The sequence below is a fragment of the Rudaea sp. genome (assembly GCF_057139185.1).
The window spans coordinates 30,354-46,904 of record NZ_DBNHDN010000022.1 but is presented as its reverse complement, the minus strand read 5'-3'; the positions used below and the strand labels follow the sequence as shown (position 1 = coordinate 46,904).

Sequence of the window (16,551 nt, the reverse complement as noted above, 5' to 3'; positions counted from 1 at the left end):
CCTGCATCAGTGACGCAATGCGGCGCTCTTGTCGCGCACGGCCCTGAATTCCGAACCCGCCTTCCACTCGGGCCAGCGCGCGGAATTGGCAAGGTCGCGGCCGATGTCGTACATCAGCGCAATGTCCTCCACGGCCCCATCGAGTTTCCAGTCGGGGCCGTAGGCATCGCAGGGCTGGTGGTAGCAACGACCGGTGTAGTCATCGACCCACTTCTGCCCTGCTGCGCGACCCCCGTCGACGAGATCGGAAGCCCCGGCGATGCCCATCATCAGCAGCACCGGCACGCCGCGCTTGGCGAACGAGAAATGATCGGCGCGATAGAACAGGCCGCGCTCCGGCAGGCTTTCGGGCGTGATCGAGCGCCCTTGCGCTCTGGCAAAGCGCGCGAGGTCGTCCTCGAGGCTGTCCTGGCCGCCGCCGACAAGAATCACGTCGCGCGCCTTGCCGGCGGTTTGCAGCACGTCGATGGTCAGGTTGGCGACGGTTTTTTCCAATGGGTAGACCGGATCGAGCGCATAGGCTTCCGAACCGAGCAGGCCACGTTCCTCCGCGGTCCAGACGCCGAAGACGATACTGCGCTGCGGCGCCGGCTGCGCCTTGAACTGACGCGCGATCTCGATGATGCCGGCGACGCCGATACCGTCGTCGTTGGCACCGCGGCGGATCGTGTTGCCTTGCGTGTCCGCCGGCCCTTTGCCGTAGGCGTCCCAATGCGCGCCATAGAAGACGACTTCGTCGGGATGCCTCGTGCCGGCAATCTTCGCCAGCACGTTGTGGCTTTCGACTACTTCGTGCTCGACCGGGATGTCCGCCGAGAACGTCTCGCCCTTGAGCGTGACCGGGCGAAAATCCGCGCGCCGTGCCGCCTTGCGCTGCGCGGCGAGATCCAGACCCGCATCGGCGAACAACTTCGCCGCCGCCTCGCCGGCGATCCAGCCCTGCAACGCGAGGCTGGTCAGCTTGTCCGGCGCGCGCACGATGTCAAAGTTTTCGCCGTGGGGGCTGACCACCACGTTCCAGCCGTAACCCGCGCCCGGCGTATCGTGCACGATCAGCGCGCCGATCGCGCCATGGCGCGCGGCTTCCTCGTATTTGTAAGTCCAGCGGCCGTAGTACGTCATCGTCTTGCCGCCGAAGCGGCCGTATACCGGCTCGTCTTTCGCCGCTTCGAAATCCGGGTCGTTGACCAGAAACACCGCGACCTTGCCCTTGAGATCGACGCCCTTGAAGTCGTCCCATTGACGCTCCGGTGCGTGCACGCCATAGCCGACGAACACCAGCGGCGCATGCCCGATCCGCGCGCGATCGTCCGGGCGGACCGTCGACAGGTACACCTCCTTGCCGCGCTGCCATGACTGCACGCTGCCGCCGACATCGATGCCGAGCGTTGTCGGCTCGCCGAGCCTCGTGTGCAGCAACGGCGCCGCCTGTACCCAACTGCCGTCTTTGCCGCCCGGCTGCAGGCCGAGCGCCTCGAACTGGCCGATCAGATAGCCTACCGAACGTTCCTCGCCAGGCGTGCCGGGTGCGCGGCCTTCGAAGAAATCCGAAGACAAGGTTTGCACCGTGGTCGCGATGCGGTCAGCGCTGAGTTGCTGCGCGGCGACGGGCAAGGCGAGGGCACAGAACGACAACGCAAGGGGCAGAAGTTTCATTCGGGCACCAATCTGAGAGAACGGCGGATTCTATGCCGAAAATCTTCGCGACGACGCGTATCCGCGACTACGACGCCAACCGCTTGATCGTTTCGAGCAGGACCTTGTTGCCGGCGTCCTGCTTGCGCCCTTCCTCCCAGACCTGACGCGCTTCGTCCTTGCGCCCGGAGACCCACAACACCTCGCCCAGGTGCGCGGCAATCTCCGGATCGCGTTGCTTGGCGTAGGCACTGCGCAGTTGTTCGACCGCCGCGTCGAGGTTGCCGAGGCGATACTGCACCCAGCCCATGCTGTCGATAATCGCGGGCTCGCCCGGCTTGAGCACGAGCGCCTTTTCGATCAGGCTGAGCGCTTCGGTCTTTTTGTCGGTGCGGTCGGCGAGGGTGTAACCGAGCGCATTCATTGCATCGGCGTTGTCTGGCTTGAGTTCCAGCACGCGGCGCAGGTCGCGGATCGCCTCGTCGACACGATCGGCACTTTCGCAGGCGAGTGCGCGCGCATAGAGCAGGCGCGTGTCGTCGGGCAGCGCCTGCAGACCACGATCGTAGACCGCGATCGCATCGGCCGGGCTCTTGCCCTTGCCACCCCTCAGTTCGGCCTCGAGCAGAAACACCTCGCCCAGCGACTTCGCCTCGTCGGCGACGCGCGCCTCGAGTTCGTGCAGCAGGCTCATCGCCGCGGCCACGCGACCGCTGTCGTGCAGCAGGATCGCGGTGCGCTGCTGCGCATCGAACCACTCGTCTGCGCCCTCGTCGATGTCCGCGTACCACTTGAGTGCGTCGGCGTTGCGGTCGGCGAGTTCGCTAAGCTGCCCGAGCAACAGCAGGCGCATCGGTGGACGCGGCTGCGATTCGACGAGTACCTGGCGATACAGGGTTTCGATCGGGGCCTTGTTCGCCTTCGCGTCGCCGTGGGCCAGATAGGCCGCGCGCGCCGCGTAGGTGCGATCGTTCTGCGGCCCCTGCGCCAGCACCGCCGAGGCCTGCGCATAGTCGCCGAGATCGCCGAGCAGCGCGGCGTAGGCGACGCGCAGGCGCGCATTGTCGTCGCGCGCCGAGGCACCGCTGGCGGGCTTCGCTTTGCGCAACGCCTCGGCGAACAGCTTGCGTGCGCCATCCCTGTCGCCCGCGCCAATCTTCACCTGCGCCGCCCACGCGTAGGTCTCGGGCGTATGGAATCGGTCGATCGCGCGCTGGGCGAGCGTCTTTGCAATGTCGCTGCGGTCGAGCCGCATGGCGAGCTGACCGACCGCGATCCACAGCTGCGCATCGTTGCCAAGATCGACCGCCTGCAAGGCGTTGCCCGGCGTCGCCGCGTCGCCGCGCAACAGGCGCTCGAAAATCAGCGCGGCGGCGGTCTTGTTCTCGGCCCCGAGCAAAGCCTGCGACACCGCGCGCCAGCCGCTGCTGCCGGGACGATGCGCGAGCCAGGCCAGGTCGACGAACGCGGCGTCGTCCGCGCCGGCATGCAGCGCGAGCATCGCACGTGCCTGGCGCACGCCGACTTCGTCGCCGTGCAGCGCCTGCCAGCGCAACAGCGCGGAGTGCGCAGCTTCCCACTGCCTGCCGGCGATGGCGATATGCGTGGCCTGTTCGGCGATCGCCGGATCCTCGCTCGCCTGCGCCGCGTCGACGTAGTGGCGCGCCGCGTTGGCCGTATCCGAGTCGACCAGTGCGAGTTCGCCGGCAAGCAGGTTGGCGATCAGATCGCGCTGGCGCGGATCGGGGGCGATATCCAGCCGTTGCAGCGGCTGCGGCGTGGCGGCCGACGCAGCCGGTTTGCCCGCAGGAGCCGACGCACAAGCGGCAAGCAGCGCGGCGGCGGCCAGCAAGCCCCATTCACGCGGTCCGAACGAATATGCTTTCACTGTCTGTTCCACCTGCGGCGTATCGTCGCTACCCGCCCGACCCGGAGCACGAACGCCTGATTTCAAACCGCTTCGCGCCGCCGCTTGCTTGATATCGCAGGGCACGGGCCGCACAATTTCGCGTCGATGCGGGCTTTCCAGCGCCCGCCGCAAGCTTAACCGATTCCCTCGAACATGGCCCTGATCGCCCTCGGACTCAACCACCTGACCGCGCCGCTGGAGCTGCGTGAGAAGGTCGCGTTCGCGCCCGAGGCGACGGCCGGCGCGCTCAGCGATCTCGCCCGCCAGCCCGGCATCAACGAAGCGCTGATCCTGTCGACCTGCAACCGCACCGAGCTATACGTCGAAGTCGAGGCGGGTGCGGAAGACGCGGCCCAGCGCTGGCTGCTCGATCACCATGGATTGACCCACCGCCGGCTCGACGAGTTCCTCTACCGGCACGAGGACAACGCCGCCGTGCGCCACCTGTTCCGTGTCGCCACGGGTCTCGACTCGATGGTGCTCGGCGAGCCGCAGATCCTCGGCCAGGTCAAGGACGCCTACCAGGTCGCGCGCGATGCCGGCACGTTGCGCACCTCGATGGAGCGCCTGCTGCAGCAGACCTTCGCCGTGGCCAAGCGCGTGCGCACCGACACGCGCATCGGCGCGAATCCGGTTTCGGTGGCCTATACCGCGGTACGCATGGCCGAGCGCCTGTTCGCCAATCTCGCCGACGCCTGCGTCATGCTGATTGGTGCGGGCGAGACGATAGAACTCGCCGCGCGCCACCTGTCCGAATCCAGGGTGCGCCGCCTGATCGTCGCCAACCGCACGCTGGAGAATGCGCAAACGCTGGCCGCGCGTTTCGGCGCCTACGCCATTTCACTCGTCGACCTGCCGCAGCACCTGGCCGAGGCCGACATCGTCATCTCCTCGACCGCAAGCACCATACCGGTACTCAGCCGCGCCCTGGTCGAGAACGCGATCCGCGCGCGCAAGCGCCGGCCGATGTTCCTCGTCGACATCGCCGTGCCGCGCGACGTCGACCCGGCCGTCGCCGATCTCGACGACGTGTTCCTGTACACGGTCGACGATCTGAAGCAGGTGATCGAGGACAACCTGCGCTCGCGCCAGACTGCGGCCGGCGAGGCCGAGGCGATCATCGACCTGCAGGTCGAACACTTTCTCGCCTGGCGCCGCGCGCTGGCCGTGCGCAACCCGCTGGCGACGCTGCGCTCCGACGCCGAGGCGCAACGCGACGCAACCCTGGACAAGGCGCGCGCCCTGCTCGCGAGCGGACGCACACCCGAGCAGGCACTCGAATTTCTCGCCCACACGCTGACCAACAAGCTGCTGCACGCGCCGAGCGCCGCCCTGCGCGCCGCCGCCCTGCGCGGCGACGTCGAACTGTTGCGCGCCGCCGAGGCGCTGTTCGATTCCTCTTCATCGGCGAAAGAATGACGCAGAAGCGTTGGGCCAGGGATTACACGGATATGCACGGATAGAACAAAATCAAAATACCGCCTTATCCGTGCCATCGGTGCAATCCGTGGCAAAATTTGCCGTCTATGAACCCATCAATAAGGCGCAAGCTCGACGAGCTTGCCGAGCGTCACCAGGAAGTCTCCCTGCTGCTCGCCCAACCCGACGTCCTCGCAGACAACGCGCGCTTCCGCGACCTGTCGCGCGAGTTCGCCCAGCTCGAACCGCTGACCACCTCGTTGCTCGCCTACGACGCCGCCGGCAGGAATCTCGAAGCGGCGCGGGCGATGCTCAAGGATCCCGAGCTGAAGGAACTCGCCGAGGGCGAGGTCGCCGAACTCGAGGTCCGGCGCGAGGCGCTCGACCATGAATTGAATCTGCTGCTGCTGCCCAAGGATGCGCGCGACGAGGCCAACATCTTCCTCGAAGTGCGCGCCGGCACCGGCGGCGACGAGGCGGCGATCTTCGCCGGCGACCTGTTCCGCATGTATACGCGCTACGCCGAGACGCAGGGCTGGCGCGTGGAGATCCTGTCCGCCAATCCCGGCGAGCACGGCGGCTACAAGGAGGTCATCGCGCGCGTCGAGGGCAAGGGCGTGTTCTCGAAACTGAAATTCGAGTCGGGCACGCATCGCGTGCAGCGCGTGCCGGAAACCGAGGCCCAGGGCCGCATCCACACCTCGGCGGCGACAGTCGCGATCCTGCCCGAGATGGACGAGATCGAGGACGTCGAATTGAATTCCGCCGACCTCAAGGTCGATACCTTCCGCGCGTCGGGCGCCGGCGGCCAGCACGTCAACAAGACCGACTCCGCGATCCGCATCACCCACCTGCCGAGCGGCATCGTCGTCGAATGCCAGGACGAACGCAGCCAGCACAAGAACCGGGCGCGCGCCATGTCGCTGCTCAAGGCGCGCCTCACCGACGAGCGGCGCAGCAAGCAGACCGCGGAACAGGCCGAGTCGCGGCGTCTGCAGGTCGGCTCGGGCGACCGCAGCCAGCGCATCCGCACCTACAATTTTCCGCAGGGGCGCATCACCGACCACCGCATCAACCTGACCCTGTACAGCCTGCCGGCCATCGTCGACGGCGCTCTCGATCCGCTGCTCGGCCCGCTGACCCAGGAATACCAGGCAGACCAGATGGCCGCCTTGACCAAAAGCGGCTTGACCGAAGGCGGCCTCGGCGGATGAACGCCGCGCTGCTGCCGGCAACACTGGATACGATCGCCACGCTGATCGAACGCGGCGACTTCACCGGCGCCGAGCGCCGTGCGCAGGCCGCGCTGCAGACCCTGCCGCCGCATGCGGAAATCTGGCGCCTGCTCGGCATCGCGCAGATCCGGTCGGGGCGCATCGACGCGGCCGCGCGCTCGCTGCAGCAGGCGCATCGGCTCGACCCGAATTCGGTCGAGGTGCTGTGCAATCTCGCCGCGGTCGAAATCCAGCACGGCGACACGGGCAGCGCCACGCGCCTGCTCGAACGCGCCTTGCGGCTGGCGCCGAATCACGTTGGCGCGCTCAACAATCTCGGCCGTCTGCGCCATCAGGTCGGCGACTATCCCGGCGCGGCGCAATGCTTCGAACGCAGCCTGCGCGAAGAACCGCACCGCGCCGAAACCTGGTTCGATCTCGCCAATGCCAGCGCCTCGCTGCACGACTTCAGCGCCGCGGAATCGCACCTGCGCCAGGGCCTCGCTCTTGCGCCGCGCTCGGCCGATGGCTGGTACGTACTCGGCTACATCTACGAACGCCAGGGTCGCCTCGACGACGCACTGCAGCCGTATCGCAACTCGATGGAACTGAGCCCGCGCCCGCACACCGCGCACAACCTTGCCTTGGTCGAGGATCAACTCGGCGACTGGCAGGCAGCGGCGCGCACAATGGAGCACGCGCTGCAGCTTGCCCCCAACCTGTTCGAAGCCCTCAGCCAACTGGTCTACATCAAGCGCCGGCTGTGCGAGTGGCGAGGTTTGCCCGAACTCGCGGCGCGGCTCGTCGCCGGCGTCGACGCGCAGCGTCCGGGCATCCTGCCGTTCTCCCTGCTCGTCGAGGAAACGACGCCGGCGCAGCAGCTTGGCTGTGCGCGTACATTCGCGCGGCAATTCGCCGGCCCGACCAGCGCCCCCGACCGGGTCGGAGGAGAGGGCTCTCCGCTGCGCGTCGGCTTCGTCTCCTCCGGGTTCAAGGAACACGCCACCGGCCTGCTCGTGGTCGAACTGATCGAACGCCTGCGCGCGACGGGCCTGACCACGGTCGCGTTCGCAACCACAGCCGGCGACGGCAGCGAACTTCGTCATCGCCTCGAACACGCGTTCCACGAGTTCCACGATGTCGGCCGACAGGCGCCCGAAGCGATCGCCGAACGCATCCGCGCCGCGCACATCGACGTGCTGATCGATATCGACGGCTACTGCATGAACTCGCTGCCGCGCATCTTCGCGCTGCGGCCGGCGCCGATCCAGGTCAACTGGCTCGCCTACCCCGGCTCGCTCGGTGCGCCGTGGTACGACTATCTGATTGCCGACGACTGCGTGGTTCCACCCTCGCAGCGCGCGCACTACGACGAGAACATAGCGACACTGCCGCGCTGCTATCAGCCGACCGACACGACCCGCATCGTGCGCGAAGCACCATCGCGCGAGGCGCTGGGCCTGCCTGCCGACGGTTTCGTCTACTGCTGCTTCAACGCCAGCTGGAAGATCACGCCGCAGAGCTTCGCGTTGTGGGTGCACATCCTGCGCGAGGTGCCCGACAGCGTCCTGTGGCTGCTCGACGAACGCCCCGGCAACGGCGTGATCGAACGCCTGCGCGACTCCGCAAGGCGCGCGGGAGTCGATCCGCTGCGACTGATCTTCGCAGCGAAGACCAACCACGCCGACTATCTTGCGCGCTATCGCCGCGCCGACCTGTTCCTCGACACGAATCCGTACAACGCGCACACCACCGCCTCGGACGCACTCTACGCCGGTTGCCCCGTGCTGACGCGACCCGGCGACACGTTTGCCTCGCGCGTCGCGGCGAGCCTCAACCGCCAGATCGGCCTCGACGATATGGTCGTCGCCAACGACGAGGCCTACGCCGCGCTCGCGATCGAACTGGCGCGCCAGCCCACGCGCGTGCATGCCTTGCGCGCGCGCCTGGGCGCTCCGGCTGCACGGGCACAGCTGTTCGACATGCAGGCCTATGCAGACGATTTCGCCGCGTTGATCGAACGCATCGCCGAACGCGCGCGCTCCGGCCAGCCGCCGCAGGATATTTCGCTGTAGGATTGAGCGAGGAGCAAAGCCATGACCGCCGCCAAAGAATTCTCCCCGCTAAATCTCTGCGTGCTGACCGTGTCCGACACGCGCAGCGCGCAGAACGACACCTCGGGCGACTATCTCTGCGACGCGCTCGCCGCCGCGGGCCATCGCCTGCATGCGCGCGCGCTCAGCCGCGACGACAAGTACAACCTGCGCGCGATCGTCTCGGCCTGGATCGCCCAGGCCGACGTGCATGGCATCCTCGTCACCGGCGGCACCGGCTTCACCGGCCGCGACTCGACCCCGGAGGCGCTGTGCCCGCTGCTCGACAAGGAGATGCCGGGCTTCGGTGAAATGTTCCGCGCGCTCTCGTACACGGAGATCGGCACCTCGACCTTGCAGTCGCGCGCGTTCGCCGGCCTCGTCAACGACAAGTTCGTGTTCTGCCTGCCCGGCTCGACGTCGGCTTGCCGTACCGCTTGGGAAAAACTGATCCACAAGCAACTCGATGCACGCACGGCGCCATGCAACCTCGCCGGCCTGCGCCCGCGTTTGCGCGAAATCCCCGGCGACGGCGAGCACTGATTCCGGCCGGGGCCGCACGCCATGCTCAGCCCCCGGGAAATCATCCTCCGCCTGCTCATCGCTGCGGTTCTGGGCAGTCTCATCGGCGTCGAACGCGAACGCCGCGCCTGGACCGCCGGTCTGCGCACGCACATGGTCGTGTGCGTCGCTTCTTGCCTGTTGATGATCGTCTCGGCATTCGGCTTCGCCGACGTCCTCATCGATCAACATGTGGTGCTCGATCCCTCGCGCATCGCCGCGCAGGTCGTCAGCGGCATCGGTTTTCTCGGCGCAGGCATCATCATCTTCCGTCGCGAGGCGGTGCATGGCCTGACCACGGCGGCGAGCGTGTGGAGCGTCGCCGCGATCGGTCTCGCCACCGGCGGCGGCATGTACGCCGCGGCGGTCAGCGCAACCACGATCATCCTCGTCATTCTCGCCGGGCTCAAACCGATCGAGACGCGCCTGCTACAGCGGAAGCGGCCGCTGCGGCTGGAATTGACGGTTTCGCAAGGCAGTCTCGGCATCGGCGCGATCATGCAGATTCTGGCGCGGGCACGGCTGTCGCTGCAGCACGTCGAAATCGAACAGGGCGAAGACCGCAGCGAGGAACACTTCACCCTGATCGTGCTGCCCGCCAATCCGGCCCAACTGCACGAAGCGGCGGAGGAACTGCGCGGCGTCGAAGGCGTGCGCGCGATCCGTCTTCCACAAAACTGAGAGAAATGCTGCGTGAAAAAAAACAAATACACCCATCATTTCAAGAAGCTTGCGATCGAGCTCGTCGGTTTGCAGCGCTGGCTGATCCACACCGGCAAGCGCGTGGTCGTGGTCCTCGAGGGGCGCGACGCGGCCGGCAAAGGCGGCACGATCAAGGCGATCACCGAGTACTTGGACACGCGCCACTACCGCATCGTCGCGCTGTCGAAACCGGACGAGCGCGAGCGCACGCAGTGGTATTACCAGCGCTACGTCGAGCATCTGCCCGCCGCCGGTGAAATCGTGCTGTTCGACCGCAGCTGGTACAACCGCGCGGGCGTCGAGAAGGTCATGGGATTCTGCACCGACGCGGAGTACAAACGCTTCCTCGCCTCGTGCCCGGTGTTCGAAAAAGGCCTCGTCGATGACGGGATACTGCTGTACAAGTATTGGCTCGCGGTCGATCAGGCCGAGCAGGAACAGCGCTTCGCCGAACGCGCGGAAAACCCGCTCAAACGCTTCAAGATCTCGCCGGTCGACATCGCCGCGCGCAACCGGTACCGCGAGTACGGCGAGGCGCGCGACGCAATGATCGCGGCGACGAACACCGATTACGCGCCGTGGCACGTGGTCGATTTCAACGACCAGCCGCGCGGCCGCCTCAATCTGATCCGCGACCTGCTCGACCGTCTGCCCGACCGCAAGATCGCGGTGAAGCCGCTCAAGCTGCCCAGGCTCAAGGGCGACCCCGGCGTCGAGGAACTGGCGGACACATCGCTGTGGGTGAAGGACGTTTACTGAACGCCCCGTCGCCCGGTACGCGGCTAGGCGTCCGCGGCAGGCCTGCGCAGGCAAACGCCGAGAGCACCGCGACCGTCATGAAACCGTCGTGAATCCCGATGGAAATTGCGCACGAATCTTTGCAATTTCCTTACATCTTCGGTAAAAAGCGGCCACGGGAATCCCGCTGGCAACACGCAGCCGTCGCATCCGGACGGCCGCGTTCATATCGACAAGCTCCGACGCAACGATCGGAGCGCGATGCCCGGGGCAGGAACGGGATTCCGCGCCATGAAACCGCCCATTCCGACCGGAGAGCCGACATGTCATCGCACCATTCCGCCCGCGCCACGCGCGCGCCGCGCCGCTATACCCTGAGCCTCGCCATCGCCTGCGTTCTGGCCGGCAATACCGCCTTTGCCGCCGCAGCCGAAGAGACCAGCGCACCGAAGCAGCTCGGCGACATCACCGTCACCGCGGAAAAGCGCAGCGAGAACATCCAGAAGGTGCCCGAGTCAATCACCGCGATCGATACCGAGAAGCTCGACATCCTGAAGTCCGGCGGCGACGACGTGCGCTTCCTGTCCGCGCGCGTGCCGAGCCTCTTGATCGAGTCCTCGTTCGGGCGCACATTCCCGCGCTTCTACATCCGCGGCCTCGGCAACACCGACTTCGATCTGAACGCCTCGCAGCCGGTGTCGTTCGTCTACGACGACGTCGTGCTCGAGAACCCGATCCTCAAGGGCTTCCCGGTCTTCGACATCGACCAGGTCGAAGTGCTGCGCGGTCCGCAGGGCACGCTGTTCGGCCGCAACACGCCGGCCGGCGTGGTCAAGCTCGATTCGAAGAAGCCGACCCAGGAGCCGGACGGTTACGTCGACGTCAGCTACGGCCGCTACGGCACGACCAACGTCGAGACCGCGTTCGGTGCCGGCATCAACCAGGACTGGGCGTTCCGCGTCTCCTTCCTCGACCAGCACCGCGACGACTGGGTGAAGAACGTGGCGCCCGGCAAGAGCAACGAACTCGGCGGCTACAACACCCAGGCACTGCGCCTGCAGTTCGAGTACAAGCCCTCCGACACGTTCAGCGCGTTGCTCAACGTGCACGGCATGAACATCAACGGCTCGGCGATCCTGTTCCGCGCCAACATCATCCAACCGGGCAGCAACGATTTCGTTCCAGGCTGGAAACGCGACCGGATTTCGATCGACGGCGCGAACTTCCAGAACGTGACCTCGAGCGGCGCCAGCCTGCATCTGACCTGGGATTTCGAGACCATGCAGCTGGCCTCGATCACCAGCTTCGACCGTGTCAAGACGCTGAGCCACGGCGACATCGACGGCGGCTACGGCGCCTCTTACGCGCCGGGCGGCGTGATGGGCCCCGGCTTCATCCCGTTCGCGTCCGAATCGGCCGACGGCCTGCCGTTCCATCGCCAGCTCACCCAGGAATTACGCCTGTCCTCGAAGAACACCTCGCCGCTGGACTGGATCGTCGGCGCCTACTACTTCAACGAGAACATCACGGTCGACAGTTTCGACTACGAAACCATCTTCAGCCACGGCGCGCTCGACGGTTACGCGCAGCAAAAGCAGAAGGACACCAGCGGAGCGCTGTTCGGCTCGCTCGGCTACCAGGTCAACGACGCACTCAAGATCAAGGGTGGCCTGCGCGTTTCCCACGACCAGAAGAACTGGACCGCGACGCGCTACACCTCGCCGATCGGTGCCGGTGCGCTGGGCCCGCTGTTCCTCGATCCGTCCACGTCGCGCACGACCGGCGATCTGTCGGCCACCTACAGCCTCGACAAGAACACGACGCTGTACGCGCGCGCCGCCACCGGCTACCGCGCACCGAGCATCCAGGGTCGTCTCCTGTTCGGCGACACGCCGTCGGTGGCGAAGGCGGAAACGATCACCTCGGGCGAAGCCGGCATCAAGTCCGACCTGTTCGATCATCGCGCCACGATCAGCGCCGACGTCTACGCTTACGAGATCAAGAACCAACAGCTCACCGCAGTCGGCGGCACGACCAACTTCGCCCGTCTCGTCAATGCGAAGAAGACCGAAGGCCGCGGTTTCGAGCTGGACGCGCGCGCCTACGTCACCGACAACCTGATGGTCACCGCCGGCGGCAGCTACAACTACACCAAGATCAAGGATCCGAACCTCTACATCACGCCGTGCGCAGCGTGCACGGTGCTCAGTCCGGAGATCGTCGAGGGTGGCGTCACGCTCGCCTCGATCAACGGCAACCCGCTGCCGCAGGCGCCGAAGTGGATCGGCAACGTCACTGCGCGCTACGCGATCCCGTTCAAGGACGGCGAACTGTTCGCGTATACCGACTGGGCTTACCGCAGCAAGGTCGACTACTTCCTGTATCGTTCGGTCGAGTTCACCGGCAAGGCCTGGGTCGAGGGCGGCCTGCGCGTCGGCTACGCCTGGCACGACAACAAGCGCGAGGTCGCGTTCTACGGCCGCAATATCCTCGACAAGAAGGCGATCACCGGCGGCATCGATTTCAACAACCTGACCGGCTACGTCAACGAACCGCGCATCTGGGGCGTGCAGTTCCGCGGCGAACTTTGATCGCAGCACGCTGCCCGCCGCTGCCGAATTGCGCGCCGCGCTGCGCAGCGGCGCTGCCGTGCCGGCGCGGCAACCTCGTGCGCCGAGCCGTCGCCGAACGCGAAGCGCGGCAGACCGGCCGTCGATTCGGCCGGCAACGCCGGCCGACACCGGTTGCCGCAAGTGTCGGCATTTCGCGTCCCTGGGTTCGGCCTATTGCCCCGTCGTCGCCGATGCCGGCAACGAGCAGGGTGCGTTCAGGCCGAGCGAACTCAGGACCATCGAGCCCCGCTGGCCGCTGTTGTCGCCGCTGCTGAACGCATAGTCGAGGGTGATCGAACGGCAATCCGCGGCGAAGCGCACGTTGGCCGTGCCGACCTGGCTCGACACCACCGGCGTAGGCTGGTCGAAGACGCCGCCGCCTGCGGTGTAGATCGGCACGTTTTCGATCGTGGTCACACCCGGCAGCAGGCCGTGGCTCTGCAGGACATACCACGTCTGCCGGTTCTGATCCGCGCTCGCCGCGGCGGAATACGTATACCATCCGCCCACCAGGACGTTGTCGCTCGGACTCACGTCCAACACGAGGCCTTGCCCGCTCGTCGCCGGAACATACCAGGCGCCGGAAAGCAGGGCGCGCGGATCGGACTCACCCAGGTCGCCCGCAGGCGAACACGATGTGTTCGTGGTCAGCCGAGTCAGCGGAATCGTGCCGCTGAGTCCGCTGCCGTCGCTGAGCGTATAGCTCAATGTCATGTGTGCGCAGTCGCCGAAACGCAGGCTCGCGTTGCCCACTTGGCGCGCGCCGATGGTGGGCCCTGCGGCGAAATTTCCGGCTGCCGTCGCCGTGTACAAGCCGAGCTGCGCGGCGGCACCGGTGTTCGTCACGTCGCCTTGCAGGGTGTACCAGACGCGTGCGCCGTCGCCGTCGCTGGTGAAGGTATAGAAACCGGCAAACAGCAATCCGCTGCCCGCAGCATTGTGGTCGGGAAGCACCTGCAACAGGATTCCCTGCCCCGAGGTGGCCGGGTTGTACCAGGTGCCGGTCAGCCCGAACTGGTCGGGGTTGAACGCTGCGACCGGCACGATGCTCTGATTCAGCGGCGCCGACGTCGATGGCGCGTTGCTCGCATCGCCGCTGTATTGCGCGACGATCGCGCCGCTCACCTGCGGTTCGGCGACACAGACTGCCTCAACCTGAGTGCCGACCGTGTTCAGCGCCGCCGCGGTACAAAGCGCGGTGCCGCCGAGGCTGAACGTCACCGTGCCGGTCGGCGCGGTGCCGGCAACCGTTGCGATCAGTGTCGTCGCCTGATTGGACAGCATCGGATTGAACGAGGAAGTGAGCGTGGTCTGGCTTGGCCGGGGTTGGCTGACTCCGTTCAAAAACGCCTGGCGAATGGCCATGCCGCACTGCTGCGAGCGATAGCCTGGTTGAAAGTCGTTCGCGGTGTGGTTGGTATCGGCGCGCGCGAGGACGCCTGCATAGGTCTTCGATGCATCGACCCACGGGTAGAAGCCGTACGCGCCCGCGCTGCTGTAGGCGCCGTCGCCGTTCTGCGGATCATCCTCGATCCAGTGCGCCAACGAATAGTGGTAGCTCTCCTTGCCCTGCAGCGGCGACTTCTTCGCGCTCGGGCAGGCCGGGTCGGCAGGATTGGTGCACACCGCATACGGATCGCTTGCCGTCGGCGCGAGCAGACGGCCCATGATCAACGGATTCGAGGTATTGATCAGCCCGCGCAGGAACGCGGCATAGTCGCCGGCCGTCGTCGCCACGCCGCCAGCGAGAATCGGCGAGAAGTACTGCAGGTTCATGGTCACGCCACGCTTGGCGAACGCATTCCTTTTTTCGTCGGCCAGCATCTTGTCGTCATCGTTGGCGCCGCCGATCACGGTGGCGATCGACGGGTCGGCGCCGCCATGCAGCACTTCGAGGTGGCCCGAATTGTAGGCGAAGCCGCCGATGTACGCCTGGACACGATAGCCGTTGGTCGTCCCTGCGATCTGGCCGGGCTGGTTGAGGCAATCCTGCACGGTAGGATCGCTTTTGCCGGTTTTCTGCGCGTTGCAGCCATCGACCTGATTGGCGTAGCCGCTGGTGAAATTGAGAAACGGCACGACCGCGACCGGCATGGACCAGGTATTGCCGTTCTGCACGGCGGCCACTTCGGCGACATATGCGCCTTCGAGCCACTTCGACGCCGAAGCGACCGGCATCAAGGTGTCGCGCGTATATTTCGCCGAACTCGCACCGGGCGGATTGATGCTGCCAGCCGCCGGTTTCCCGTTGCTGTCGGTGACGATTCCGTTTGCATCGTCGATTTCCCAGTAGAACCCGTCATTGCCGATCGTGCCGTCGCTGATCGCCTTGCACGCCGGCGCCGTCGCCGCGGCGTTGGCCGCCGCATCGACCGCACCGGGAGCGACGCTGGCGCGGACCGAGGAAAAACCGAGCAGGCCGGCGACCGCCAGCGCAATCGCCTGCCAGGCGGGAGCAACGAGCCGGGTGCGCAGCCACGGGCGACAACTTGGATGATGCATGATGATTTTCTCCGGTGGTGTGGACAACGCCGCCTCAGCGCGCGCGCAGACGGGCGGCAACGGCAGGATCGAGCGAACCCAGGAATTCCTCGACGGCATCGGTGTAGGCGCCCGGCACACCGAGTTGCGCATTGATCTCGCCGTGCGTGCGGTTTTCCGCGAGCATGCGGGCGCGGCTGCCGAACGAGACGGCCTTGGCGATGAAATGCTGCGCCTGCGTACAGGAGATGTGGCGGCGTGAGGAACACACGGCCAGGATCGGGGGTGTCTTCTGGCGCAACTGGGCCAGTGGCGAAGCGGCCTGCCACAAAGCTGCATCGCGGCCGAACGCGCGGTCGTACAAGGACAGATGGGGCGCGTCCATGATCCTCGGCACATCCAGGGCCGCACTGTCGAGCAGCACGCTGCCCAGCGGCGCCACCGCGCCGGCGTCGCGAAGTCGGGCAGGCGAAGCATCGAGCAGGGCGACGAGATGCGCCCCGGCCGAATGTCCCATCAGGATGAACTTGTGCGCATCGCCTCCCCAGGTGGCCGCGTCATGCTGTGCCTTGGCGAGGACGCGGGCGACATCCTGTGCTTCCTCGAGCGGATCGACCGCGGGGACGAGACGGTAATCGACGCTGACGAGGATGAACCCGCGCGGCACCCAGCGCTTGACCTTGTTCTCGACGACGGCCCGCATCGCCTTGTCGCCGCGCATCCAGCCGCCGCCATGAACCATCAGGATCACCGGCGCATTGTTCGCGCCGGCCGGGGCGTAGACATCGAAACGCTGTAGCGGATCCGGCCCGTAGGCGATGTCGCGCAGCACACGGATCCCGGCCGGCAAATCGCCGGGCCGGATCGCGCGCGCCGCGCTCGGCGAAAGATTCACGCCATCATCGATCGCATCGTTTCGCGTTGCCGCGAGCGTCGCTCCGCTGCATGCCAACAGCAGCAGCAAGCACCCGGCGATCATGCCCCGCCGTGTTGCACCGGCCGACGGCCCGTTGGCAGTTGCTGCAGAATTTCGGGCAAACATGTTGGCGAACTCCTGTTGATGATGGTGATACTGGCGGGAACGCCTCAGGCGCATCCTCGCCGGAACAACGCGCTTGCGCGTTTGCGATTGTCCGGCAGGCGTGAATGGATATTTCTGCAGCCTGCGGCGGAAACAACTGATTACA

Annotated in this window: 11 protein-coding genes; 7 read left to right on the top strand and 4 right to left on the bottom strand. The window is 66.4% G+C overall.

Annotated elements, in window-relative coordinates:
- Positions 1-6: 6 nt before the first annotated feature.
- Together AC16HO_RS07780 and AC16HO_RS07775 are read right to left on the bottom strand one after the other, a co-directional pair.
- Complete coding sequence (locus tag AC16HO_RS07780) at positions 7-1,656, bottom strand: M28 family metallopeptidase (RefSeq protein ID WP_395644318.1); 1,650 nt, start codon at positions 1,654-1,656, stop codon at positions 7-9.
- A 67-nt stretch (positions 1,657-1,723) separates the two neighbouring features.
- Positions 1,724-3,523 carry a tetratricopeptide repeat protein gene (locus AC16HO_RS07775; protein WP_395644317.1) on the bottom strand — a complete coding sequence of 600 codons (1,800 nt, stop codon included), beginning with the start codon at positions 3,521-3,523 and terminating at the stop codon, positions 1,724-1,726.
- 174 nt (positions 3,524-3,697) lie between these two features.
- Between AC16HO_RS07775 and hemA the strand changes: the two genes are divergently transcribed.
- The 7 genes from hemA (at position 3,698) to AC16HO_RS07740 (ending at position 12,862) form a co-directional block, all read left to right on the top strand.
- Positions 3,698-4,963 (top strand): glutamyl-tRNA reductase, encoded by a 1,266-nt coding sequence (hemA, locus tag AC16HO_RS07770; protein WP_395644316.1) that lies wholly within the window; start codon positions 3,698-3,700, stop codon positions 4,961-4,963.
- Positions 4,964-5,070: 107 nt separating this feature from the next.
- Positions 5,071-6,177 carry a peptide chain release factor 1 gene (prfA, locus tag AC16HO_RS07765; protein ID WP_395644315.1) on the top strand — a complete coding sequence of 369 codons (1,107 nt, stop codon included), beginning with the start codon at positions 5,071-5,073 and terminating at the stop codon, positions 6,175-6,177.
- Positions 6,174-8,252: a tetratricopeptide repeat protein gene (locus tag AC16HO_RS07760; protein WP_395644314.1), complete on the top strand. Its 2,079-nt coding sequence runs from the start codon at positions 6,174-6,176 to the stop codon at positions 8,250-8,252. Before prfA ends, AC16HO_RS07760 begins: the two co-directional genes overlap by 4 nt.
- Positions 8,253-8,273: 21 nt before the next feature.
- Positions 8,274-8,813 carry a molybdenum cofactor biosynthesis protein B gene (gene moaB, locus AC16HO_RS07755; RefSeq protein ID WP_395644313.1) on the top strand — a complete coding sequence of 180 codons (540 nt, stop codon included), beginning with the start codon at positions 8,274-8,276 and terminating at the stop codon, positions 8,811-8,813.
- A 21-nt stretch (positions 8,814-8,834) separates the two neighbouring features.
- Positions 8,835-9,512: an MgtC/SapB family protein gene (locus AC16HO_RS07750; RefSeq protein ID WP_395644312.1), complete on the top strand. Its 678-nt coding sequence runs from the start codon at positions 8,835-8,837 to the stop codon at positions 9,510-9,512.
- 12 nt (positions 9,513-9,524) lie between these two features.
- Positions 9,525-10,292 (top strand): polyphosphate kinase 2, encoded by a 768-nt coding sequence (ppk2, locus tag AC16HO_RS07745; RefSeq protein WP_395644311.1) that lies wholly within the window; start codon positions 9,525-9,527, stop codon positions 10,290-10,292.
- Positions 10,293-10,594: 302 nt separating this feature from the next.
- The gene (locus AC16HO_RS07740) at positions 10,595-12,862 is read left to right on the top strand and encodes a TonB-dependent receptor (RefSeq protein ID WP_395644310.1); all 2,268 of its coding nucleotides are present in this window, start codon (positions 10,595-10,597) and stop codon (positions 12,860-12,862) included.
- Positions 12,863-13,054: 192 nt separating this feature from the next.
- Here AC16HO_RS07740 and AC16HO_RS07735 read toward each other — a convergent pair whose 3' ends face one another.
- Positions 13,055-15,385, bottom strand: a complete 2,331-nt coding sequence (locus AC16HO_RS07735; RefSeq protein ID WP_395644309.1) for an Ig-like domain-containing protein — start codon at positions 15,383-15,385, stop codon at positions 13,055-13,057.
- 34 nt (positions 15,386-15,419) lie between these two features.
- Positions 15,420-16,259, bottom strand: coding sequence for an alpha/beta hydrolase (locus AC16HO_RS07730; protein WP_395644308.1), 840 nt, complete (start codon positions 16,257-16,259; stop codon positions 15,420-15,422).
- Between the last annotated feature and the right edge of the window lie 292 nt (positions 16,260-16,551).

Bases quoted from the DNA above. Each gene is read 5' to 3' on its own strand.
- AC16HO_RS07780 (WP_395644318.1), bottom strand. From the start codon at position 1,656: ATGAAACTTCTGCCCCTTGCGTTGTCGTTCTGTGCCCTCGCCTTGCCC.
- hemA (WP_395644316.1), top strand. From the start codon at position 3,698: ATGGCCCTGATCGCCCTCGGACTCAACCACCTGACCGCGCCGCTGGAG.
- prfA (WP_395644315.1), top strand. From the start codon at position 5,071: ATGAACCCATCAATAAGGCGCAAGCTCGACGAGCTTGCCGAGCGTCAC.
- AC16HO_RS07760 (WP_395644314.1), top strand. From the start codon at position 6,174: ATGAACGCCGCGCTGCTGCCGGCAACACTGGATACGATCGCCACGCTG.
- moaB (WP_395644313.1), top strand. From the start codon at position 8,274: ATGACCGCCGCCAAAGAATTCTCCCCGCTAAATCTCTGCGTGCTGACC.
- AC16HO_RS07750 (WP_395644312.1), top strand. From the start codon at position 8,835: ATGCTCAGCCCCCGGGAAATCATCCTCCGCCTGCTCATCGCTGCGGTT.
- AC16HO_RS07740 (WP_395644310.1), top strand. From the start codon at position 10,595: ATGTCATCGCACCATTCCGCCCGCGCCACGCGCGCGCCGCGCCGCTAT.
- AC16HO_RS07735 (WP_395644309.1), bottom strand. From the start codon at position 15,385: ATGCATCATCCAAGTTGTCGCCCGTGGCTGCGCACCCGGCTCGTTGCT.